The sequence below is a fragment of the Pseudomonas fluorescens genome (assembly GCF_001623525.1).
GTDB classification, from domain to species: Bacteria; Pseudomonadota; Gammaproteobacteria; order Pseudomonadales; family Pseudomonadaceae; genus Aquipseudomonas; species Aquipseudomonas fluorescens_Q.
The window spans coordinates 250,830-271,866 of the sequence record NZ_CP015225.1 but is presented as its reverse complement, the minus strand read 5'-3'; the positions used below and the strand labels follow the sequence as shown (position 1 = coordinate 271,866).

General features: G+C 59.7%; 14 protein-coding genes and 2 pseudogenes. 12 read left to right on the top strand and 4 right to left on the bottom strand.

Annotated features, from left to right (window positions below):
• Positions 1–65: 65 nt before the first annotated feature.
• Positions 66–1,010, top strand: a complete 945-nt coding sequence (locus TK06_RS01095) for a glycosyltransferase family 2 protein (RefSeq protein WP_086936752.1) — start codon at positions 66–68, stop codon at positions 1,008–1,010.
• A 25-nt stretch (positions 1,011–1,035) separates the two neighbouring features.
• Complete coding sequence (locus tag TK06_RS01090) at positions 1,036–1,872, top strand: NAD-dependent epimerase/dehydratase family protein (protein ID WP_203417397.1); 837 nt, start codon at positions 1,036–1,038, stop codon at positions 1,870–1,872.
• 48 nt (positions 1,873–1,920) lie between these two features.
• On the opposite strand, the gene TK06_RS01085 is transcribed toward TK06_RS01090, so the two are convergent.
• From TK06_RS01085 to TK06_RS32845, 4 genes and pseudogenes are all read right to left on the bottom strand, one after another.
• The gene (locus tag TK06_RS01085; RefSeq protein ID WP_086936543.1) at positions 1,921–4,095 is read right to left on the bottom strand and encodes a glycosyltransferase; all 2,175 of its coding nucleotides are present in this window, start codon (positions 4,093–4,095) and stop codon (positions 1,921–1,923) included.
• Positions 4,088–4,774 carry a 2OG-Fe(II) oxygenase gene (locus TK06_RS01080; RefSeq protein ID WP_063320421.1) on the bottom strand — a complete coding sequence of 229 codons (687 nt, stop codon included), beginning with the start codon at positions 4,772–4,774 and terminating at the stop codon, positions 4,088–4,090. Before TK06_RS01080 ends, TK06_RS01085 begins: the two co-directional genes overlap by 8 nt.
• A pseudogene (locus TK06_RS32850) lies at positions 4,768–6,129 on the bottom strand (polysaccharide pyruvyl transferase family protein); the annotation flags it as partial. The gene TK06_RS01080 and the pseudogene TK06_RS32850, both read right to left, overlap by 7 nt.
• Positions 6,130–6,267: 138 nt before the next feature.
• Positions 6,268–7,491, bottom strand: a pseudogene (locus TK06_RS32845) (ABC transporter ATP-binding protein); the annotation flags it as partial.
• Positions 7,492–7,672: 181 nt separating this feature from the next.
• Here TK06_RS32845 and TK06_RS01070 point away from each other — a divergent pair.
• The 10 genes from TK06_RS01070 (at position 7,673) to TK06_RS01025 (ending at position 21,006) form a co-directional block, all read left to right on the top strand.
• Positions 7,673–8,491, top strand: coding sequence for an ABC transporter permease (locus TK06_RS01070; RefSeq protein WP_063320419.1), 819 nt, complete (start codon positions 7,673–7,675; stop codon positions 8,489–8,491).
• A 146-nt stretch (positions 8,492–8,637) separates the two neighbouring features.
• Complete coding sequence (locus TK06_RS01065; RefSeq protein WP_063320418.1) at positions 8,638–11,085, top strand: glycosyltransferase; 2,448 nt, start codon at positions 8,638–8,640, stop codon at positions 11,083–11,085.
• 232 nt (positions 11,086–11,317) lie between these two features.
• A complete protein-coding gene (locus tag TK06_RS01060; RefSeq protein WP_238992576.1) occupies positions 11,318–13,726 on the top strand; it encodes a phospholipid carrier-dependent glycosyltransferase in 2,409 nt (802 codons plus the stop codon).
• Positions 13,727–13,738: 12 nt separating this feature from the next.
• Positions 13,739–14,761: a glycosyltransferase family 2 protein gene (locus tag TK06_RS01055; protein WP_063320416.1), complete on the top strand. Its 1,023-nt coding sequence runs from the start codon at positions 13,739–13,741 to the stop codon at positions 14,759–14,761.
• Between the two features lie 92 nt (positions 14,762–14,853).
• The gene (locus TK06_RS01050; protein WP_238992575.1) at positions 14,854–15,540 is read left to right on the top strand and encodes a class I SAM-dependent methyltransferase; all 687 of its coding nucleotides are present in this window, start codon (positions 14,854–14,856) and stop codon (positions 15,538–15,540) included.
• Complete coding sequence (locus TK06_RS01045; RefSeq protein WP_063320414.1) at positions 15,537–15,944, top strand: GtrA family protein; 408 nt, start codon at positions 15,537–15,539, stop codon at positions 15,942–15,944. Before TK06_RS01050 ends, TK06_RS01045 begins: the two co-directional genes overlap by 4 nt.
• Positions 15,945–15,946: 2 nt before the next feature.
• Complete coding sequence (locus tag TK06_RS01040; protein ID WP_086936541.1) at positions 15,947–17,227, top strand: NAD-dependent epimerase/dehydratase family protein; 1,281 nt, start codon at positions 15,947–15,949, stop codon at positions 17,225–17,227.
• On the top strand, positions 17,217–18,803 hold the full coding sequence (locus TK06_RS01035) for an FAD-dependent oxidoreductase (protein WP_063320413.1): 1,587 nt from the start codon (positions 17,217–17,219) through the stop codon (positions 18,801–18,803). Before TK06_RS01040 ends, TK06_RS01035 begins: the two co-directional genes overlap by 11 nt.
• Complete coding sequence (wecB, locus tag TK06_RS01030) at positions 18,800–19,909, top strand: non-hydrolyzing UDP-N-acetylglucosamine 2-epimerase (protein WP_063320412.1); 1,110 nt, start codon at positions 18,800–18,802, stop codon at positions 19,907–19,909. Before TK06_RS01035 ends, wecB begins: the two co-directional genes overlap by 4 nt.
• Entirely contained in the window at positions 19,900–21,006 is a 1,107-nt protein-coding gene (locus tag TK06_RS01025; protein ID WP_063320411.1) for a glycosyltransferase, read from the top strand. Before wecB ends, TK06_RS01025 begins: the two co-directional genes overlap by 10 nt.
• The last annotated feature ends 31 nt before the right edge of the window (positions 21,007–21,037 follow it).

Sequence of the window (21,037 nt, the reverse complement as noted above, 5' to 3'; positions counted from 1 at the left end):
TTTGATACAGACCTGAGTAGTTGCGACCCCATACGTATCCAGGTTTGAGCAATGGAGTGATGAAGTTGGAAGCAGTGGAACTGCTCGCTATGGATGAATGGGCCACATCATCTCTGCGTGGCGAGTGTGATGTGATCATCGTCAATTACAACGCTGGCAAGCTTTTGCTGGCGTGTGTAGGGTCGGCATTTGCCGCCGGCGCTTCCCGAGTGATCGTGGTGGATAACGACTCCCACGACGATAGCCTGATGCTGGTGGAGCGAACCCATGCTGCCGGCAACTCGCTTCAAATCGTACGCAATGCCGCCAACCTCGGCTTCGCCGTGGCGTGCAACCAAGGTGCCCGCCTGTCAGCGGCCCCCAACTTGTTTTTCTTGAACCCCGACACCGTGCTGGCCGCCGATGCCATAGACCACTTGCTACTGGCGCTGCGCAGCGCGCCGGAGATCGGCATGGTCGGAGGGTTCCTGTGCAACCCGGACGGCAGCGAGCAAGCCGGTGGGCGCCGGGTATTCCCCACGCCCAGGCGTGCCTTCATGCGGGCCTTCGGACTTTCGCGGCTCTCAGTACTTTTCCCATCGCTGTTATCCGATTTTTTATTGCACAAGGAGCCGCTACCCGGCACGCCCGTTGTCGTTGAGGCCATCTCCGGGGCGTGCATGCTGGTCAAGCGCGAAGCGATCGAGAGTGTCGGCTTATGGGACGAAGACTATTTCCTTCATTGCGAAGACCTGGACTGGTGCATGCGCTTCCATCAGGCCGGCTGGCGCGTACTGTTCGTACCTGATGCCCGGGTGATGCATGTATTCGGTGGTTGCAGTCGTCATCGTCCCTATTTCGTCGAATGGCACAAACACTTGGGATTCCTGCGTTTCTATCGCAAGTTCTTTCGCCGCAAGTACCCTACCGTCCTGTGGATCAGCGTGGTGATCGGGGTCTGGTTTCGATTCGGCCTGGTGGTCCTTCGCCACGCCACCACCCGGTTTAGAAATGCATGGAACCTACGATAAGAGCGCTCAATTGCGGATAGGAATATTGGGCGGCTCCAGCCTCCTGGGCAAGCGTGCCCTGCCATTGCTGGCACAAACCGGCCACCTGACGAGCGCCTTCACTCGAAGCCTGCCCACGGTGTCCTGTCCCGGTGTGACGTGGCGAAAGGCTGACGACTGGCACGGATTGGCGCTGGACACGTTCCTGTCATTCGCCCCCCTCTGGGTGCTGCCCGACTACCTGGAGCGCCTTGCCAGCACCCACGTCAAACGCGTTGTCGTGCTCTCCTCCACGAGCCGCTTTGCCAAGCACGCATCGCCTGACGCTCGGGAGCGCGACGTGGCGCAACGCTTGATCTGTGCAGAAGAACAACTCGAGCAGTGGGCGATCGAACGGCAAATCGAATGGGTGATCCTGCGACCGACCCTGATCTATGGCTTTGGCCGCGACAAGAACATCTCGGAAATAGCACGTTTCATTCAACGCTTCGGATTTTTCCCGCTTATCGGTGGCGGTACCGGCTTGCGCCAGCCAGTGCATGGGGATGACGTGATCCAGGCGTGTCTGTCCGCCATGAGTACACCTGGCCTGCCCAGTGGCGGCTACAACCTCTCAGGAGGGGAAGTCTTGCCGTATCACACGATGGTGCGGCGAATCTTCCAGGCCATGGGACGCCCGGAGCGAACGCTGCCCCTTCCCGCCAAGGCACTCAGCGTGGGCGTTTCGATTTTGCGCTGCCTGCCACGTTACCGACATCTTTCAAGCGCCCTGGTGGGGCGGATGAACCAGGACCTGGTGTTCGACCATTCGCACGCCAGTGACTGGCTTGGTTTTGCTCCCCGGGCGTTTCATCTGATGGATGAAGATTTGCCTGGGCGCTGAAACAGCCTTGGCATGGTGGCGATGATGTTGGATGTGTCGGTGCCGGCCTTATTGCGACCCAGCCTTCTCCCCCGTTTCCCCGCCAGGCTCGTCACGATGAACATGGGCCTGCCACGCCCCCCATTTGCTTTCGAAGTACGCCTGGTTTTTGTCCCAGAGCGCCTGGTACTCACCACTGGCGATCAGCTTCCTGAACGACGCCTGCCCGTAATGATGGATAAACGCGTCTTCGGCGCAGACCGTCCGGTAGCCGGCCGCCTGTACGCGACGACTGTAGTCGTCGTCCTCGAACATGCCGATGCCGAATGCTTCATCCAGATAACCCACCTCTTCGAGGATGCTGCGGCGAAAGGCGACACAAAACATCGCCAGCATCGAGATGTCGAACGTCTGTCCCTTGCGGGCTTCGGTGTAGCGGTCTGCAAAATCTTGCATCTGTTGAATGTCGGTGTAGGAAATCGCGATTTTCGCTTCGTTACCTACCGCATTCGTGACCGGTCCGACCAAGCCGATACTCGGCTCTCTCAAATGCCTGACCAGCGGATCCAGCCAGCCGCCAGGCACTACCGTGTCGTTATTGAGCAACAGCAGGATGTCACCGTCGGCTTCTCGCAAGCCCTGGTTATTGGCCGCAGCGAAGCCTCGGTTGTCGGGGTTGAGGATGACCTTCGCGGTCGGCACCTCTTGGCGCAGGCGCTCAAGATAATCGCCCGTACCATCCTCCGAGCCGTTGTCGACGACAATGAGCTGGTAATTGGGCCAGGTGGTATTTCTCAGAATGCTGTTTACACATTGAATCGTCAGGTTGAGGTTGTTGTATGTCACGAGCACGATGGAGACTTTCTCGTACAGCCCGACGATAGCAAGTTGCATGCTATTGAATCGATCCTTCCAGTCGTTCGCTCGGGCGAGCTCCACGCGCCGCTTGTACAGGGCCAGGTCGCGCTCGGCCAAGGCACGCTCGATCTGCTCGATGAACTCATCGACCCCGGTGGCGAAGTACAGCAGGTCTTTGTAAATGCTCATCTCCGTCAAAGGCGTGGAGATCACCGGCTTGCCTGCGCTGATGTACTCGTAGAACTTCACCGGATCGACCGCATGCGTCACGTTGTAGAGCCTGAAGGGAATCAGGCAGGCATCGAAATGATCCAGGTAAAGCGGCATCTGCGAATAAGGCTTGCGGCCCAACAACTGGACATTGGGCTTGCGCTCAAGGCCCGCCAGATCGTCGACAAAAATATCCCCCACCAGGACGAAGTTCCACTCTGGCCGCCTGTCCGCCAACGCCGCCAGCAAAGGAAAATCGAGCCATTGCGCCAGGGCACCGTAGTAACCAATGACAGGCCCGACAAGCCCGTTCAGCACATCATTGGTAAAGCAGTGCTGCCGAAAAAAAGCGAAATCCACCGCGTTTCGCACCAGCACGCAGCGTGGGTTATGGGCGCACCACTTGTGGTAAAGCAACGCGGCGGAAACGGTCACCAGATCCGCCTGGGCAACCAGGGTCTTTTCCTCGCTCAGCAGCTGTTCGCCGATGTTCGGAAAACCATCCCAGTCATCCATGCAGTCATAGAGAATACGCCAGCCATGCATGGCTCGCAGGCTGAGTGCCACGGGGCTCCAGTAAGCGATATGCACCACCGAGAGGGCGGTTCTGATCTGCATGTCGGCGACCAATGCAGCCAGGGCACGCAGCAACGCCTGATGATTTTCAGGCGTCACTATTTTTTCGTAATACGCCTCTTGCGCCTCGCGCTGCAGGACCACTTCAAAGACATTGGGCGCCACCGATGTCAATCCATAGAGCTGTGCCTGTTCCGGCACACGGGCGGGGACGATATAAAACACCCGATAACCATTGCTCGCAAACTGACTCATCAACTGCTGCGGTCGCTGGAAGCGTGCGGCCCAATCGATGTTGGCGAAGCAGAGAATATCCAGGCGTCCCTTCGTGTCAAAATCAGCCTCCACCTCAACGTTCGGCAACGGTTCCGGTGCGGCCGGGTAGACGATTGCAGCGGCCGTGTCGGGGAACTCCTGGGTAGCGGCAAACCCATAACGCATCCATCGGAACAGCGAGCGCAAGGGGCGAGTGAAACGCCACGAACGGGTGTTTTGCAGGAAGTCGACTTTTGCCAAGGCAATATCGCGCTCATTGATGGCCGCATCTCTTTGAGCCAAGGCGGCGTCGCGGTCAATCAAGGTGCTGTCGAGCTTAAGCACGTGGGTATCCATGCAGTGGAGTGCTGTCGCCCGGTGGCCACATGGAACTGAGGGACCCCGGTCGGTAGAACGTTGCCGTCAGGCTGCGGCGGGAGGAATGACAGCCGCTCACCACGGGCGTGACAGCATGCCAGGAGTTATCCGAACGTACCAGGATCGCCGAGTTGCCCACCAGGGGCTCGATCTCGGCCGCCACGGCAGTGGGATCGTTACGGTGCAAGATGTTCAGGCACCCGCCGTCGTTGCGGTCCCAGGACTCATTGAAATACAGGATATGGGTGACCAGTTTATCGGGCAGGTCTGGATGGGCCCCCAGGCTCGCGCCAGGACCGTAATGAAAAACGTTGACCTCCATCGGCACGCTGCGCAGATCAACCCCGGTCAGCTCCGACATGGCCTCTCGATAGCCGGCCGAGCCAAGATCCTGCGCCAGCCTCAACCACGCCTCGCTCAGTTCTTCGGGGAAAGCGATGGTATGGCTGCCCATGTCTACCAGGGCGCGTGCCTCATAGTCATAGTTTTTTTCACCCCCATAGCCACTCACCGTCTTGAAGTGATCATGGGGGAAGGTTGCCGCCAACGCAGCGGCATCCCCGGCCGAATACAGACTGCCAATTTCAGCCCATGAGAACGGGTGAGACTTTAGCGCCGCTGGCGTGAGACGAGAGAGATCTAGCATTGTCTGTTCTTGTTCGCTGTCAGGTTTCTGATACCACGGGCAATGGAACGCAGTGGCGCGGTCATTCGGAATGAATTGGAGTTCTGCAACTCAAGCATCCTGGCATCACTGAGGGCCAGTTGCTGACTGAGTTGGGCAATCCGTTGCTGCTGGGCGAGCGCCTGTGTTGCCGGCTCCGGCGTCGGTTCGATGACCTCAGGCTCCGCCACGACGGGGCTTGCCGGACATTCAGCCGGCAATGGGTCGCGACCCTGGGCTGCGCTTTCAAGCAGATTGGGCAGATGCTGTAGAAAAGCGCCCAACACCGGCTGGGACGACGTTTTGCCCTGGCGAATGATCGCCGCGACCCGGTCCCAATGCTCGACCAACCGATCTGCCGCCGCAAGCGCCGCGGGCGATGGGCGGGTCTTGCCCACCCGCGCGAGAAACCATTGCGGATCGACCGTCGCCACATCCGGCAATGCGTGGAGTGTGTCGAACCCAGCCAACGCCGTGTATTTGCCCGTGGTCAGGTCCGCCGAGCAAAACACCGGGACGCCAAACGCCAGGGCGGTGATTGCCAGGTGGTAACTATGGCCGATCACCGCTTGGGCCTGGCTGAGAATTTCCGCCATCAGCAACGGTTCCGGCCAGAACGACAAGGTGACGGCCCCAGGCAAGCGCCCGGCAATGACCGACGGATCGTCCCCCAGGACAGGGCCTATCGGCACCACCAAAAACTGATAGCCCTGGAACGCCTCGGCGTGGTCTTCGAACAGTTTTACAAAAGATTCCACCACATGAATGGCGTGGATCACGATGTAGGGCCCCGTCAACCCGGCCTGCTCACGCAGGCGAACGAACTCGACGGAAGGCTGCTGCTCATCGATCAGGCGGGGCAAGCCGAACGCGGTATCGGGCAGCACTTCGATCTCGGCCTGCGGGGTGAGTGCACCGAGGGCATCGCGCGACAGCGCATCACGGACGCGCACGTACTGGCTTTGCTCAAGGGCCATCGTCAACAACGGCCTGGCCCAGTCGGGAATACTGTTGCAATGCATCCCGGGGGCATTCCATATGACCGGAACCCCGTGCTGCTGCGCGATAAGCGCAGGGGTCAACCAGTAACCGGTGGGGTGATGGATATTGGCGGTTGTCGGACCATAGCCGTGGGCAACGACTTTATCGAACCGGATCAGGAAGCCCCCGCCGATCAAAACGCCATCCAGGCTGGCCGCTACATGAGGCAACTGCGTCAAAGACGTCACCGCATAGGGCCATTCAGGTCGATTTTTTCCGTGATAGGAAAAACGATGCAGGTTGACTGAACCCAAGCGCCGGACCAATTCCGCCTCGGCAATGATCGGAAACAGCAGATCACCGTAGTTTTCTACATCAAAGGTTCCGAATATAGCGACCTGCCACGTGCGCTCGTCCAGGTGTTGCGTCAAGACCTTCTCTCCTTGAGTCCCGCAGGCCTTGGCAAGCGACTCGACTGGTCCAGGGTCGATCCTCTGCAACCCCAGGTCAACCATGCCCAGAAAATGCTTGTGGTTCGGCAACATGTCGAACGCCAAGGGCGCCACCTGTTTCTCGATCAGTTGCGAGGTGTCTTCCGTCGCGCCGTGCAACAGCTTGAGCGTGACATGATAGCGCCCCTCGGCGAGGTTGGCCGGGAAGCGCACCGTGATCGCCGCGCGCCGCCAGCCATTCTCGGCCGGGCCTGCTTGCAGTGCGAAGTTCCCCCCGCCGATCACCAGCAGCCTGGCTTCCTGGATGGTGAAGCTGATGTTGGGTTGAGTGATCGACTCATGCAGCAACGCCTCGACACGAATCTCGATGTCGTCGCCATACAGGTAACTGGAGGAGAGCTGCTGGGTGTTGGTGAAGCAGGCAGCGCTGATGTGCCCCTCTTCGGTCCCAAAGGCCATCCCCTCCTGCCCGCCCATGAAGGACTTGCGCGTCACCGGTATGACCCCGCCACTGGCCCAGCGGCGTTGCTCGTCGCGCATGTCGAGCAAATGCAGCTCGGCCATTTCATCGGGCGAACCACTGGCAACGACCCGGCCTGCGCGCAGATAGATGACCCGATGGCAAAAGCGCTTGACCATGCTCATGTCATGGGAGACGAACAGCAGGGTCGTGCCTTTGGCAGCCAGTTCTTCCAGCCGATTCAGGCATTTGAATTGAAACGAGGCATCGCCGACGGAAAGGGCCTCATCGACGATCAGGATCTCGGGCTCGACACAGACCGAAACGGCGAAGGCCAGCCGCACCAGCATCCCGCTGGAATAGATTTTGGTGGGCTGGTCGATAAAGTCGCCGATATTGGCAAAAGCGAGGATGTCATCGAAGCGAGCGTCGATTTCCGAGCGACTCAAGCCCAGCACCGCCGCATTCACATAGACGTTTTCCCGGCCGGTGAACTCCGGATTGAAACCAGACCCCAGCTCGAGCAACGCCGCAATCCGACCCTGCCCCTGGACACTGCCCCGGGTCGGCATCAACGTTCCGCAGATCAATTGCAACAAGGTGGATTTGCCACTGCCATTACGGCCGATGATACCGACGGTCTCCCCCCTTGCGATGGTCAGGGAAACATCGTCCAGGGCCCAGAACTCGCGATAGAAACGCTTCCTGCCGCGCACCAGCATCTGCAACAGGCGGTCCTTGGGGGCATCGTAAATCTGATAACACTTGCTCAGGTTTTCGGCGCGGATGGCCACTTCAAACGACATCGGCAAAACCCTTCCATGAATCACGGCCATTATTGCGGCGTTACTGAATCAGTCCTTCGCTGGATGCTGCGGATGAGTTAAGCACAGATGGGATAAAAAACTTCGAATGAATCTACACTGGGCCTACTCCATGAGGATGCGCTCAAGGAGCTTCCGCTATTGTCTTGAGGATCAAGCTCCGATGCAGTCGTTCAGCACGTCCCCCGTTGCCATGCTCAAGAGTGTCCTGATCAATCGAATCTTGATCTACGTGTTGATCCGCAGGGAAGTCATCGGTCGCTACAAAGGCTCGATGCTCGGTATTCTATGGTCGTTCTTCACGCCGGTTTTCATGCTGGTGGTCTACACATTCGTGTTCAGTGTCGTTTTCAAGGCCCGCTGGTCTGGGGGCGGTGAATCCAAGAGCGAATTCGCCTTGGTGCTGTTCGCGGGCCTGCTGGTCTTCAACCTGTTTTCCGAATGCGTGAACCGTGCGCCAGGCCTGGTGCTGGCCAATACCAACTACGTCAAGAAGATCGTGTTTCCACTGGAAACCCTGCCCCTGGTGTCGCTCGGCGCAGCACTGTTCCACATGGCGGTCAGCGTCCTGGCCTGGCTGGTGTTCTATATCGTCCTGTTCGGTACCCCTCCGGTAACCGCGCTTCTGCTACCGGTGGTGCTGTTCCCATTGGTGCTGCTGACGCTGGGAATCTCCTGGTTTCTCGCCTCGATAAGCGTCTACCTGCGCGATATCGGCCAGTTCATCGGCATTATCATCACGGCGATGCTGTTTCTCTCACCGATTTTCTATCCACTCTCGACCCTGCCCCAAAGCTACCAGGTCGCCCTGCAGGCAAATCCCCTGACACTGCCGGTGGAAATGGTTCGCGATGTCCTGTTTTGGGGCAAGGCGCCACAATGGGGGCAACTGGCCGCTTATTCGGCGACCTCCGTACTGATTGCCTGCTCAGGGTTCGCCTGGTTCCAGCGGACACGCAAAGGCTTTGCCGACGTCATATGACGCTTGTTGGCGTGGCGCCCCGTCCAGCAGCCGCTATGATGATTCATGCACGGCTGGAGCCAGGGCCTGTCTGTTGATTGAAGCCAACATCGATCCTGAAAGACCGAGTATGCGTTGCCGTATTGACCAAAGGACCAGAAAACCGCATGGACCAGATCAACCGTCTCGTTGATTGCATTGACAAACTGACTCGCTCAACACAATCCAGATCCATTGAAGCCTTGCAGTTGGTCAAGGAAATCGAGAATCGAGATCGGCTTATCAAACAACTGAACCTCGATTCAAAAGCGCTTCGCACCCGCCTGTCACTTCAAGAAGGCAAGACCGGGCGGCTGCGTGAGCGACTGCGGCTGGCCGAACAGCGCCTCAAGGACGCCGAGGCATTAATCCAGACAAAGGAAAAAGAGGCTGTCGTGTTTTCCGATTGGGCGGTGGATTTGCGTGCCCAACTGGCGGCCAAGCAAGCCGAGTTGTTCAAGCTTTCCGACTGGGGCAACGCCATCGAACGTGCACCGCTGCGTTATTCGATACGCAAGCAATTGTATAAATTATCGCGCCGGGTCTACGCCTGGTTGCCCCTCACCGCACAGCAGAAAAGCAAACTGGCGCGTCGGCTTCGAAATTGGCTGAAACCCGGCAAGGCAACACCAGGCGAATCATCGCCAGACGCTGGTTTTGCGCTGCAAACTCTGCCACCGCCCGTAAACGTTGCCGTACCGTCCAGCCTCGGGCAGCCCATGATCCTGATGTTCGGCGTGATTGACTGGCACTTTCGCATCCAACGCCCGCAAAACCTGGCCAAGGAATTGGCCCGGGCCGGACAAACGACTTTTTATATCTCGAACAATTTCATCGACGACGAGGCCCCCGGCTTCCAAGCAGAACCTTTGGAAGGCTCCCACCGGCTGTTCCAGATCCGTTTCAAGGTACGCGGTGCACCGGCCATCTATCATGCACCGCCGTCAGCGGCCGTGATCCGCCAGTTGTGCGAAGGCCTGGCCATGCTCCTGGAAGCGGCGAACGTCGATGCCGCGGATTGCATTGTCCAGCACGCCTACTGGTTTCCGCTGGCAAGGCGTGTCCCCAACGCCACCCTGGTCTATGACTGCATGGATCATCACGAAGGTTTCGGCAACGTTGCCCAGGAACTGCTCGACCTGGAAATCGCCCTGATGCGCAGGGCCGATCTGCTGGTGGCGACATCCGACTGGATCGAACAACACGGCAAGCGGGAAAACCGCAACGTCGAGGTGATCCGCAACGCCTGCGAGTTCAGTTTCTTCAGCCGACGTCCCGACAGGGTCTACCGGGACCCTGCCAACAGAAAGATCATTGGTTACTACGGCGTTATTGCCGAATGGTTCGACCTGGACCTGGTCAAGCGGGTCGCCCAATCCTTCCCGCAGCACCTGATTCTGTTGATCGGCAGTGATATCGTCCAGGCAAAAAAACACTTCAAGGCCTGCCCGAATGTGATCCTGGAAGGTGAAGTCCCGTATACCGCCCTGCCTTACTACCTCCACGCCATGGACGTTTGCCTGCTACCGTTCAAGGTCATGCCGTTGACCCTCGCCACCAACCCGGTCAAGGTCTATGAATACCTGAGCGCGGGCAAACCGGTGGTGTCGGTGAAACTGCCGGAGTTGAGCCAGTTCGGCAAACTGGTCTGGGCGGTTGAAGAGCCGACTGAGTTCATCTCGACCCTGCGCGCTGTCCTGGGAGCACTGCCGGAGGCCAGCGCCACATTGGAGGCTCGTCAATCGTTCGCCCGAGGCCAGACCTGGCAGCACCGGGCCGCCAGCCTGCGCGATGCCATCGCGGCATTGCCCCAGCCCAAAGTCAGCGTCGTGGTGCTGACCTACAACAACCTCGAACTGACCAAGGCCTGCCTCGACAGCCTGTTGACCCAGAGCCAATACCCGAACCTTGAAATCATCGTCGTCGACAACCACTCCAGCGACCAGACCCCGGCCTACCTCACCGCCTGGGCCAAGGGACATCCGGACCGGATCGTCATCCTCAACCCGGACAACAAGGGCTTCGCCGCCGGCAACAACCAGGGCCTCGCAGCGGCCAGTGGCGACTATCTGGTCATCCTGAACAACGACACGGTCGTCACCGCCGGCTGGATCAAAGGCTTGATCCGCCATCTGCAGGACCACAAGGAAATCGGCATCATCGGCCCGATCACCAACAACATCGGCAACGAGGCCAAAGTCAGCACCCGCTATGGCCGGATCGAAGACATGCCCGCCGAAGCCGCGCAGATGAGCCGCGCCCGTATGGGCGAGTGGTTCGAAATCAACACCCTGGCCTTTTTCTGCGTGATGTTCCCGCGCTCGACCTACGAGCAAATCGGTGGCCTGTGCGAAGAGTATGGCCTGGGGTTCTTCGAGGATGACGATTACTGCCGTCGCGTGCAGCGTCGTGGCATGCGCGCGGCGTGTGCCGAAGACGTTTTCGTGCACCACCACCTGTCCGCCTCGTTCAACACCTTGGGCGCAAGGAAAAAACAGGCACTTTTCGAAAAGAACCGGGCGATCTACGAAAGCAAGTGGGGATCCTGGGTCCCGCACACGTACCGAGACGTATAAGCAGCCCCTTTGCAGGCAATGCCATTTATTCAAGGGAGCCGATGAATCCGTGGCGAGGGAGCTTGCTCCCGCTGGGCTGCGAAGCGGCCCTGAACCCAGCCTCCGCAGCGTGTCAGGTTGGTCGCATCCTGCCTTTTGGGGCTGCTATGCAGCCCAGCGGGAGCAAGCTCCCTCGCCACGGATCTTGGTTTGCCTTAATGGACAGCGTTGCCCCTTTAGCCGAGACGATATTTTGCCCAGATTCAGCCTGAAATACGCAGTGGTGTTGTTGGTTTTGCTGGCGAGTGCGGTGGTCGGCGCATACGGTTTTTCGACGCTTGAACTGGCGTCCATGAACAGCGGCACCCGGACGATATTGCTGTCACTGGCAGGGCTGGCCGCCCTCACCGTCTTCACTCGCAAGCCACCGATCATTCTTTGCCTGGGTTTGCTGGCGTGCCTGTCCATTGCCTGCGCACAGATTTGGCCGGTGATGGTCGTCGCGGTGTTCGCACTGTCTTCGACCGTGCTCGGCAGTTGGATGCTCAGGCAAGAAACCTTGGACGACTGGAGCGTCCACCTGCTGGTGGGAGCCGGTACGTTCGGCACGCTGACAGGCCTGGCGGCCTACTTGCCGATCAACTACCCCTGGCTGTATGGCGCGCTGCTGTTGTTGCCGCTTGTATTGGGGCGTAGACACATCACCTCGATAGGCCGTGAACTGTTGCGGCAAATCCGGGCCGACCGCTCAGCGCAAACACCCCTCCAGACGGGGCTCGACGTACTGATCTGCAGCTTCGCCTGCCTCTATGTGTTGGTCGCCTTCATGCCGGAGGTCGGGCACGACGCATTGGCCATGCACCTCTTTGTCCCGTCACACCTGGCCCAACAGCATCAATGGACGTTCGACGCCAGCACCTATGTGTGGGCGGTCATGCCCATGCTGGCCGACTGGATCTACAGCATTGTCTATATGCTGGCCGGTGAAACAGCCTCGCGCCTGAGCAACAGCGCGTTCACCCTGCTGCTGGCGTGGCAAATCCGCAACATGACCCTCTGGGCCGGAGGCTCCGCCACAAGCGCCCGCTGGGCCAGCCTGATCTTTCTGTCAACGCCCCTCGCCTTCGCTGAAAGCAGCAGCCTGCACATCGAATCGGCGTGGACCGCCTTCATGATGGCCGGGACGCTGGCGATCCTGAAGGTCTCAAGCGCTACGCCGGAGCCCAGGGAGCGCCTGTCGCAATTGCTCCTGGCGGGCCTCCTGCTGGGCTTCGCCATGGCGACCAAGGCCGTGACCCTGAGCGTCCTGCCGGTCCTGCTGGCGATCCTCTTGCTGCACTACAAGGCCTGGGCCGTCCACGGGATCGTCAAGACGTTCCTGCTGGGCAGTGTCGCCCTGATACTGGCCGGTGCTACCCCTTACGTCTCTGCCGGGTACTTGACCGGCAACCCAGTGTTCCCGTTTTTCAATGCCATTTTCCATTCGCCGCTCTGGCCGAACATCAACTTCGAACCACCGGCCACTTTCGGTACCGGGGTGACCTGGGACACCCTGTATCGAATGGTCTTCAAATCGCCTCAGTTCATCGAGGGGCGGGTTGGCGCAGCAGGTTTTCAATGGCTGCTGCTGCCCACGGCTGCCGTCTCCGTGCTGTTGAGCGGCAACAAAAAAGCCCTGTGCATCCTCCTGGTCGGCGCCGGCGCGATGTTCATGACGTTCCACTCAACGGCCTACCTGCGTTATGTGTTCCCCTCCTTCGCGCTGTTCTCAGTGATCCTGGCCCTGCCCTTTTCCGACACCAGGATCTTCCCGCGCGGCCTCGCCATCATCGCCGGTGCCGTGCTGGTCCTGACCAATACCCGTTTCATCCAGGCCGCGACTTACTATGGCGACATCAAACCCTCTGCACTCTTGAGCACAGCAGGTCGGGATGCCTATCTATTGGAACGCCTGCCCATTCGAAAAATGGTCGACACCGTCAACGCCTTGAATACCGGACATCAGCCCGTGGCGGTCTTTGCGTCGCCCTTGATGGCGGGTTTGCATGGCGATGCCCTTTACGCGTCGTGGTACAACCTGAAATGGAAAAACGAGTTCGACGCGGCGACCTCGCCATCAGAACTTGCCCAGCGCTTGCGCCGGCGCCAGGTGAGCTGGCTGGTGATCGACCTCAAGTCCCTTCACCAGGCGCCACTCGATCGGCTGCTCACGGTGTCCACGTCGTATGCCAGACTGGGTGACATGGAACTGCGCAAACTCAATGACACGCACTACGAACACCTGCTCAACCCAGAGCTGTCCAGCCTCGAGGGCTGGAGCCTGACGTCACCCTCGACCTATGACGCGTCGCGCAAGATCCTGACCGTCAACGTCAAGACACCGGCCACACAGCGGGTCGAAGTGACGCCGGGGCTGACGTACATCAACAGCGTTTCCGCACGTTGCGCAACGACGGTCACCGCCGGAAGAATCCAGGCCAATTGGATGGACGACCAAGGCAACTTCATTACCACCAGCATCGAAACGTTTGACTGCACCACGCAATGGGAGACCCATGAGATGAGCGTCGTCGCCCCTGCGAATGCCGCGTCCGTGATCATTTATGCATCCGGGCATACCGACACTCCCCTGGAGTTCAAGTCACTTTCATTCAGGCAATAGTGGGCGATATCGATGAACTCAAAAACAGCGCTTTTCACGGACGAGCAACGCGTCGCCGTCGTCATCCCCAGCTATCGGGTTACCGCTCATATAGACGCCGTCATAGCGGCCATAGGGCCGGAGGTCTGGCGCATCTACGTCATCGACGATGCCTGCCCGGACGGCTCCGGCGGGCATGTCCTGGCTTCCTGTCACGACCCCCGGGTCAAGGTGCTGCCCCATGAGGTCAACCAAGGCGTGGGCGGTGCGGTCATGACCGGCTATCGAGCCGCCCTCGCCGACGGTGCGAGTATCATCGTCAAAGTCGATGGGGACGGCCAGATGGACCCGACCCTGATCCCGCTGTTCATCGAGCCGATCCTGGCGGGAGAAGCCGACTACACCAAGGGCAATCGGTTTTTCGATCTGGAAGAGATCCAATCGATGCCACGCATCCGCCTTTTCGGCAACGCCGTGTTGTCGCTGATGGCCAAACTGTCGACGGGTTATTGGGATCTGTTCGACCCCACCAACGGCTACACGGCGATTCACCGCGACGTCGCCAGGCTTTTACCCCTGGACAAGGTCAGCCAACGCTACTTTTTCGAGACCGACATTCTGTTCCGCTTGAACACCGTGCGTGCCGTCGTGGTGGATATTCCGATGGAAGCCCGATACGGCGATGAGGTCAGTCACCTCAATATCTCGAAAATCGTCGGTGAATTCCTGTTCAAACACCTGCGCAATTTCACCAAGCGTGTGCTCTACAACTATTATCTTCGCGACATGTCCCTGGCCTCGATCGAGCTGCCGATCGGGATTGTCATGTTCTTGTTCGGCGTCTTCTTCGGCAGTTATCACTGGTATGAATCGGCGCAGAATGGCATCGCGACTCCCGCCGGCACGGTGATGCTCAGTGCACTGCCCATGCTCATGGGGTTGCAGCTGATCATGGCGTTCCTCGGTTACGACATCGCCTCGGTGCCCAGCCGGCCACGGCAATCCAGGCGTGTTAAAGCAACGTCATTGCGGGAAGAAAACTCATTAAAGCGCTGAGAGATTTTTTATCGGACCCGTCGCTCAAGGCATTGGATGTCGATGGCAGCGAACGCCTGGAACTTCACGGCAAAGTGCTTGAGCGCAAGCGGATGCTTCGGGAAGTCTTCGTGGAGTTCCACCATGCGTTTCATCGCCTGGCGGACCACTATTTCAAGGTCGAAGGTCTTGAGGTGGAATTGGGGGCAGGCATCGCCCCCATGCGTCACTCATACCCTGAAGTATTGGCGACGGACATTGTCGCCACCGAGCAACTGGACATGGCGCTCAATGCCGAGGCAATGAGCCTGGACGATCACTCGGTCAGGGCCTTTTACGCTCAGAACTGTTTTCACCACTTCCCTCATCCCGATCGCTTCTTCACGGAGCTGGAAAGAACCCTCAAGATTGGCGGCGGCGCCATTTTGATCGAACCCTTCCACGGCCCCTTTGCCGCTTTTCTCTATAAGCGCCTGTTCAAATCCGAAGGCTTCGACATGCACTTCCCATCTTGGGAAACCCCGTCGACCGGGCCCATGAACGGTGCCAACCAAGCCCTCAGCTACATCGTCTTCGTTCGCGACAGGCAGGCGTTCGAGCGCAAGCACCCGGGCCTGGAAATCGTCCACCAGGAAATCTGCGGCAACTATCTGCGCTACCTGACTTCCGGCGGCTTGAACTTTCGCCAGTTGCTGCCCGACGCGCTGATCTCTGTGCTCAAGGTCGTTGAAAAACTGTTGTATCCGTTGAGACGGGTATTGGCGCTGCACCACATCGTGGTCATCCGGAGGAAGTCTTGACCTTTATCAGGTACGGCATCATCCAACTCGTGGCCTATGCGCTGGACATGGGGACTTTCTTGCTATTGATGGCCTTGTTCAACGATCAACCCGTCCTGGCCAACATCGCCGGTAAAGGCGTCGCCGGTGTGTTCGCGTTCTTTTTGCATCGGCACTTCACGTTCCAGTCGACCGGCGGCAGCAGCAAGGTTCAAGCGGTGCGCTATTTCTCGTTGCTTGCCATCAATATTCCGCTCGCTTCGGCGCTGTTCAGCGTGGGGCTGTACTTCGTCAACAGCCCTGCCCTGGTGAAATTTGTCTCCGATGTGGCCTGCGTGGTGCTGACTTACTGGATCAGCAAACTGTTCGTGTTCCATTGCGCTGCGCACCCGCCTGTTCCCACTGACCGCGCCGAAGGCGCATGACGATGAAGCTACTGATTACCGGCGCAACAGGCTACATCGGACAACGCTTGTCAGCCCTCGCGGCGGCCAGCGGACACGAGGTCATTTGCGCCACGCGCCAGCCATGTCCCGCCACCTATACCTGGCTCCCTTATGACCTGCAGGGCCTGGCGCCCGAATGCCCGGCGGGCACCCAGGTGTTGATCCATTTGGCGGCCGACACATCGACATCTCCCACCAACGCGGACGACGAAGTCAAGGCGGCCGAGGCACTGATCCGTTGTGCCCAACAAGGCTCGGCCAGGTTCATCTTCATCTCCAGTCAAACCGCCATGGCCACGGCCCCTGGCGTTTATGGCCGGACAAAGTGGCGTATCGAGCAGCACGTGCTGGCCGCCGGGGGCACCGTGATCCGTCCTGGCCAAGTGTATGGTGGCCCCGAACGCGGGCTCTTTGGCGTGTTGTCAGGGTTGGTGCGCCGCAGCCCGTTCGTTCCGATCCTGATGCCGGCGCCTGGCGTGCAACCTATTCATGTCGACGACTTGGCAGCCTCGATCTTAGCGGTCGTCGAGCGGGATGACCTTCACGCCGAGATCTTCAATCTGGGCGCCGTGCAGCCGATTGCCTTTGGCAGCTTCCTGATGTCGATTGCCGCGCACCGGGTGCGTGCCGCTCGCCTGCCAGTCCCTCTGCCGGTGGCATTGCTCAGGCTATTGCGCCTGTCACTCGGACGCTCCTTGAGCGCGAAATGGGGCCTGGCGCGGATTTTTTCCCTCATCCACCTGCCGCCCATGGACAGCGCGCAGTCCCTGCAAAAACTCGGCATCCAGTTGCGCCCCCTTGCCTACGGCATGCATCGCTCCGGCCATGGGCAACGTCGCGGACTTCTGCAAGAAGCCGCAATCCTCCTGCACTACCTGCTCAAACGCCCGCCGCAAAAAAACCTGGTCAATCGTTACGCCAGGGCATTGGAACGTGCGGGTAAAACCCGACCCATCATTCATTCACCCTTGCTGATGCGCTGGCCGATACTCCTGGCGCTTCTGGACAATCCCGGTGTCCTGCACAAGCCCGGCGGCCAGGAACTGTCCTGGCGCCTGCAGGTTGCACTCGGTATAGCCGAAGCCTGCCCCCAGGGCGCGCAAGTGTTTCTCGGCGCCCAACAGCCGCGCAGCCTGGTCGCCACGCTGGTTGCGCTGGGACTCACCTCGGTCAAAGCGCTGGCGTGGAAGATAGCGGCGCTGTTAGGCCGCCCCTTTGCCCGCCAACTGTTGCATGGAAGTGAAGCCCACCGTGAAGCCTGAATTTGATGTGATCATTGTCGGCAGCGGTCCGGCCGGGACTTCGGCAGCCTATCCGCTGGTCAAGGCGGGCCTGAAAGTCCTGATGGTCGATGCCCAGGCCGATACAGGCTCAGTGACAGCGCCGACGCGTCCATTTCTCAGCGCCAGGGCAAACGACGAGCATCAGTGGAAATGGATGATCGGCGAAAACTTCCACGCCTTGAGCCAACTGGACGCGGTATCGCCCAAGCTGAAGACGCCGACCCACGCCCATGTTTTCGAAGGGTTCAGCGCCCGCAATCGCATCGAGACCGACAACTTTATCGGCATCGGTTCACTGGCCACCGGAGGCCTGTCCAATGCCTGGGGCTGCGGCGTGGCAACGCTCGGGGCCAGCGACTTTGCCGGGCTGCCCATCGATTACTCCGAGATGCAGGCGTCCTATGAAACGGTAACTCGCCGGATCGGTATCAGTGGCCGGATCGACGATGATCTCTCAAGCTACTTCGGTCTCGATGAGTGGTCGCAACCGCCCCTGCCATTGGACACACTGCACCAGCGCCTGCTCGATCAATACACCCGGCGCCGATCGGCGTTTCCCGAACAGGGGTTTCGCCTTGGCCGCTCCAGGGTCGCCGTCTTGAGCCAACCGCTGGACGAGCGCAAGGCCTGCGACCTGTCTGGAAACTGCTTGTGGGGCTGTCAGAACCAGGCCTTGTATAGCGCCTCGCAAGAGCTGCAAAAACTCAAGCAATACCCTGGGTTCCAGCACGTCCAGGACTTCCTCGTGGAGGATCTGCAGAAACTGGACGGTGCATGGGCGATCACCGATCATCGCTGCGCCCGGCGCTTCTGCGGTACGCGCCTGCTGCTGGCAACGGGCACCCTGGCCACGACCCGGCTCGCCCTCAAGGGCCTGAACCATTCGTCCCCGATCCCGCTGCTGTCATCGCCGACGGCCGCCTTCCTGCTGTGGCTGCCAAAAATGCTCGGCACCCCAAGGGTGTCGACATTTGGCCTGGGCCAGTTATCGTTCGTCCTGGCGCTGACGGCCAGTACCACTGCTTTCGGTTCGACGTTCAGCACCACGGGCTTGCCGATGACCGAGTTTGTCAGCCGGATCCCCATGAGCAAACGCTACAGCATCGAACTGCTAAAAAACCTGCTCAGCGCCTGCGTCGTCGGGAATATCTTCCTGCCCGGGCACTTGTCTCACAACACGGCGGTCTTGCGCCCTGACGGTTCGTTGAGCATCAACGGCCACGAGCATCCGGAGCTTCCCGGCCTCATGAAGACCGCCGAAGCAAAGCTGCGGCGGATCTATTGGAAAATGGGCGCACTATTGATGCCCATGAGCTTCACGGTCGGCAGGCCGGGGGCGGATATCCATTATGCGGGCACCCTGCCCATGCACTCGGCGCCCAGGATCGGGCAAACCGATCGCCTCGGCGAAATCGCGGGCCTTGGCGGCGTGCATATTGTCGACGGCGCCTGCCTGCCCAGCCTGACCGAGAAATCCCACACGCTGACTCTCATGGCCAACGCGGACCGGATAGCCCGTTCACTCGTAACAACGATAGGAAATCACAAGGCATGACACGCAAGGTACTCTGCATCGTCGGTACGCGTCCGGAGGCCATCAAAATGGCCCCTGTGATCAAGGCGCTCCAGGCCCAAGACAATATCGTTTGTCGGGTGCTCGCCACCGCCCAGCACCGAGGCTTGCTGGACCAGGTGCTTGAGGGCTTCGCAATCACCGCCGATCTGGACCTGGACATCATGCGCCCCAACCAGTCATTGACGGTGCTGACCTCACGCTTGCTGCTTGAACTCGACGGGGTACTGCAAGCCGAGAAACCGGACGTCGTACTGGCTCAAGGCGACACGACCACGGTCATGTGCGCCGCACTGGCGTGTTTCCACCTGCGGATTCCCTTTGGCCATGTTGAAGCCGGCCTGCGTACCGGGGACCTAGGCAATCCGTTCCCCGAAGAAGCCAACCGGGTGATCGCCGGCAAACTGGCTCGCTGGCATTTCGCGCCTACCCAGCAGGCCGTGGACAACTTGCTGCGCGAGGGTGTCGCCGCCAGGGATATCACCCTGACTGGCAATACCGTGATCGATGCCTTGTTGATGACAGCCGCACAAGACTCCGCCTTGACTATCCCACTGGACGCCAACAAACGCCTGGTGCTGGTGACCGCCCATCGGCGGGAAAACTTCGGCGAACCGTTCCAGGATATCTGCCAGGCCCTCAAGGACCTGGCCGAGCGCAACCCAGGCATCCAGATCCTCTACCCGGTCCATCCCAACCCGAACGTCAAGGATGTCGCGCACCGATTGCTCGGCCAGACGCCGAACATTCTCCTCTGCGCACCGCTGGATTACGCACCGTTTATCGCGGCAATGAAGCGTTCTTACCTGATCATCAGTGACTCCGGGGGCGTGCAGGAAGAAGCCCCGGCCCTGGGCAAACCCGTGCTGGTATTGCGGGAGGAAACCGAACGCCCGGAGGCCGTCGAGCTCGGCGTGGTCAAGCTGGTGGGCGTCAACCGGGACACCATCGTCGAACAGGCACAGCGTCTGCTCGATGACCCACAGGCTTACCAGCGCATGGCACGTGGGGTTTCCCCCTATGGTGACGGCAAGGCCGCCGCGCGCATCGTCGACGCTCTCAGGCAGTACTTCCAGTCATGCGCATGATCTACCTGTCCCCGGTGCCATGGGCCAGCTTCAGCCAGCGCCCCCATCACTTCGTCAACGGGTATCACAACCAGACCGGGGCGCCAGTACTCTGGATCGATCCGTACCCGACGCGTTTACCCACGCTGAACGATTTCAAGCGCAAACCGCCTGTTGCCGATCAGCAAAGCGTCGCCGTTCCACCCTGGTTGCAGATCTGCAAACCCCGGAGCTTACCCATCGAGCCCATTCCGGGCTCGGCGTTGCTCCTAAAGCGACTGTGGCGCAACCTGTTCAAAGAGGCTGCGGCATTTTCCGCAAAAGGGCCCTGCATGATCTGTGTCGGAAAACCTTCCGAACTGGCCCTGCAACTGCTCGCCCTCATCCCTGGCAGCCGTGCCGTCTACGATGCCATGGATGATTTCCCGGCCTTTTATCAGGGCCTGTCACGCAGGTCCATGGAGCGTCGCCAGGCGCAGCTCATTGGACAGGTGGGCACAGTACTGGCGTCCTCCAGCCCGCTTCGCGACAGACTCCTGGGCATGACCGACCAGGTAGAACTGGCCCTCAATGCCTGTGACATGCATGCCCTGGCGCCGGTCGAAAGCCTGGACTTCGGTGTCAAACAGCAGGTACTCGGCTACGTTGGCACGCTGGGGCGTTGGTTCGATTGGGAGCTGGTCATCGCGCTGGCGCAGGCCAATCCTGGAAACCAGATCCGGCTGATCGGCCCCCTCTTCACACCACCGCCTTGCGTATTGCCCGCCAACATCGAGCTGCTCCCCGAGTGCTCCCATGCCGGTGCAATCGCAGCCATGACAACGTTTTCGGTGGGCTTGATCCCGTTCAAGCTCAACCGCCTGACCGCCTCGGTCGACCCGATCAAATACTACGAGTACCGCGCCCTCGGCCTGCCCGTCATCTCCACTCGCTTCGGTGAAATGGCCCTGCGCGACCGAGAACCGGGGGTCTGGATCGTGGATGAAGACAGCGATTTGCGCAAAACCGCCGTCGAAGCACTCGCCAGCCCAAGCGACCGCTCGACTGTTCATCAATTTCGTCAGGCGCACCGTTGGGCTCAGCGTTTTTCTGCGATCAATCTCAAAAACGGCCAATAACGGCCGATACCCAGGATAAGACCCCGCAACT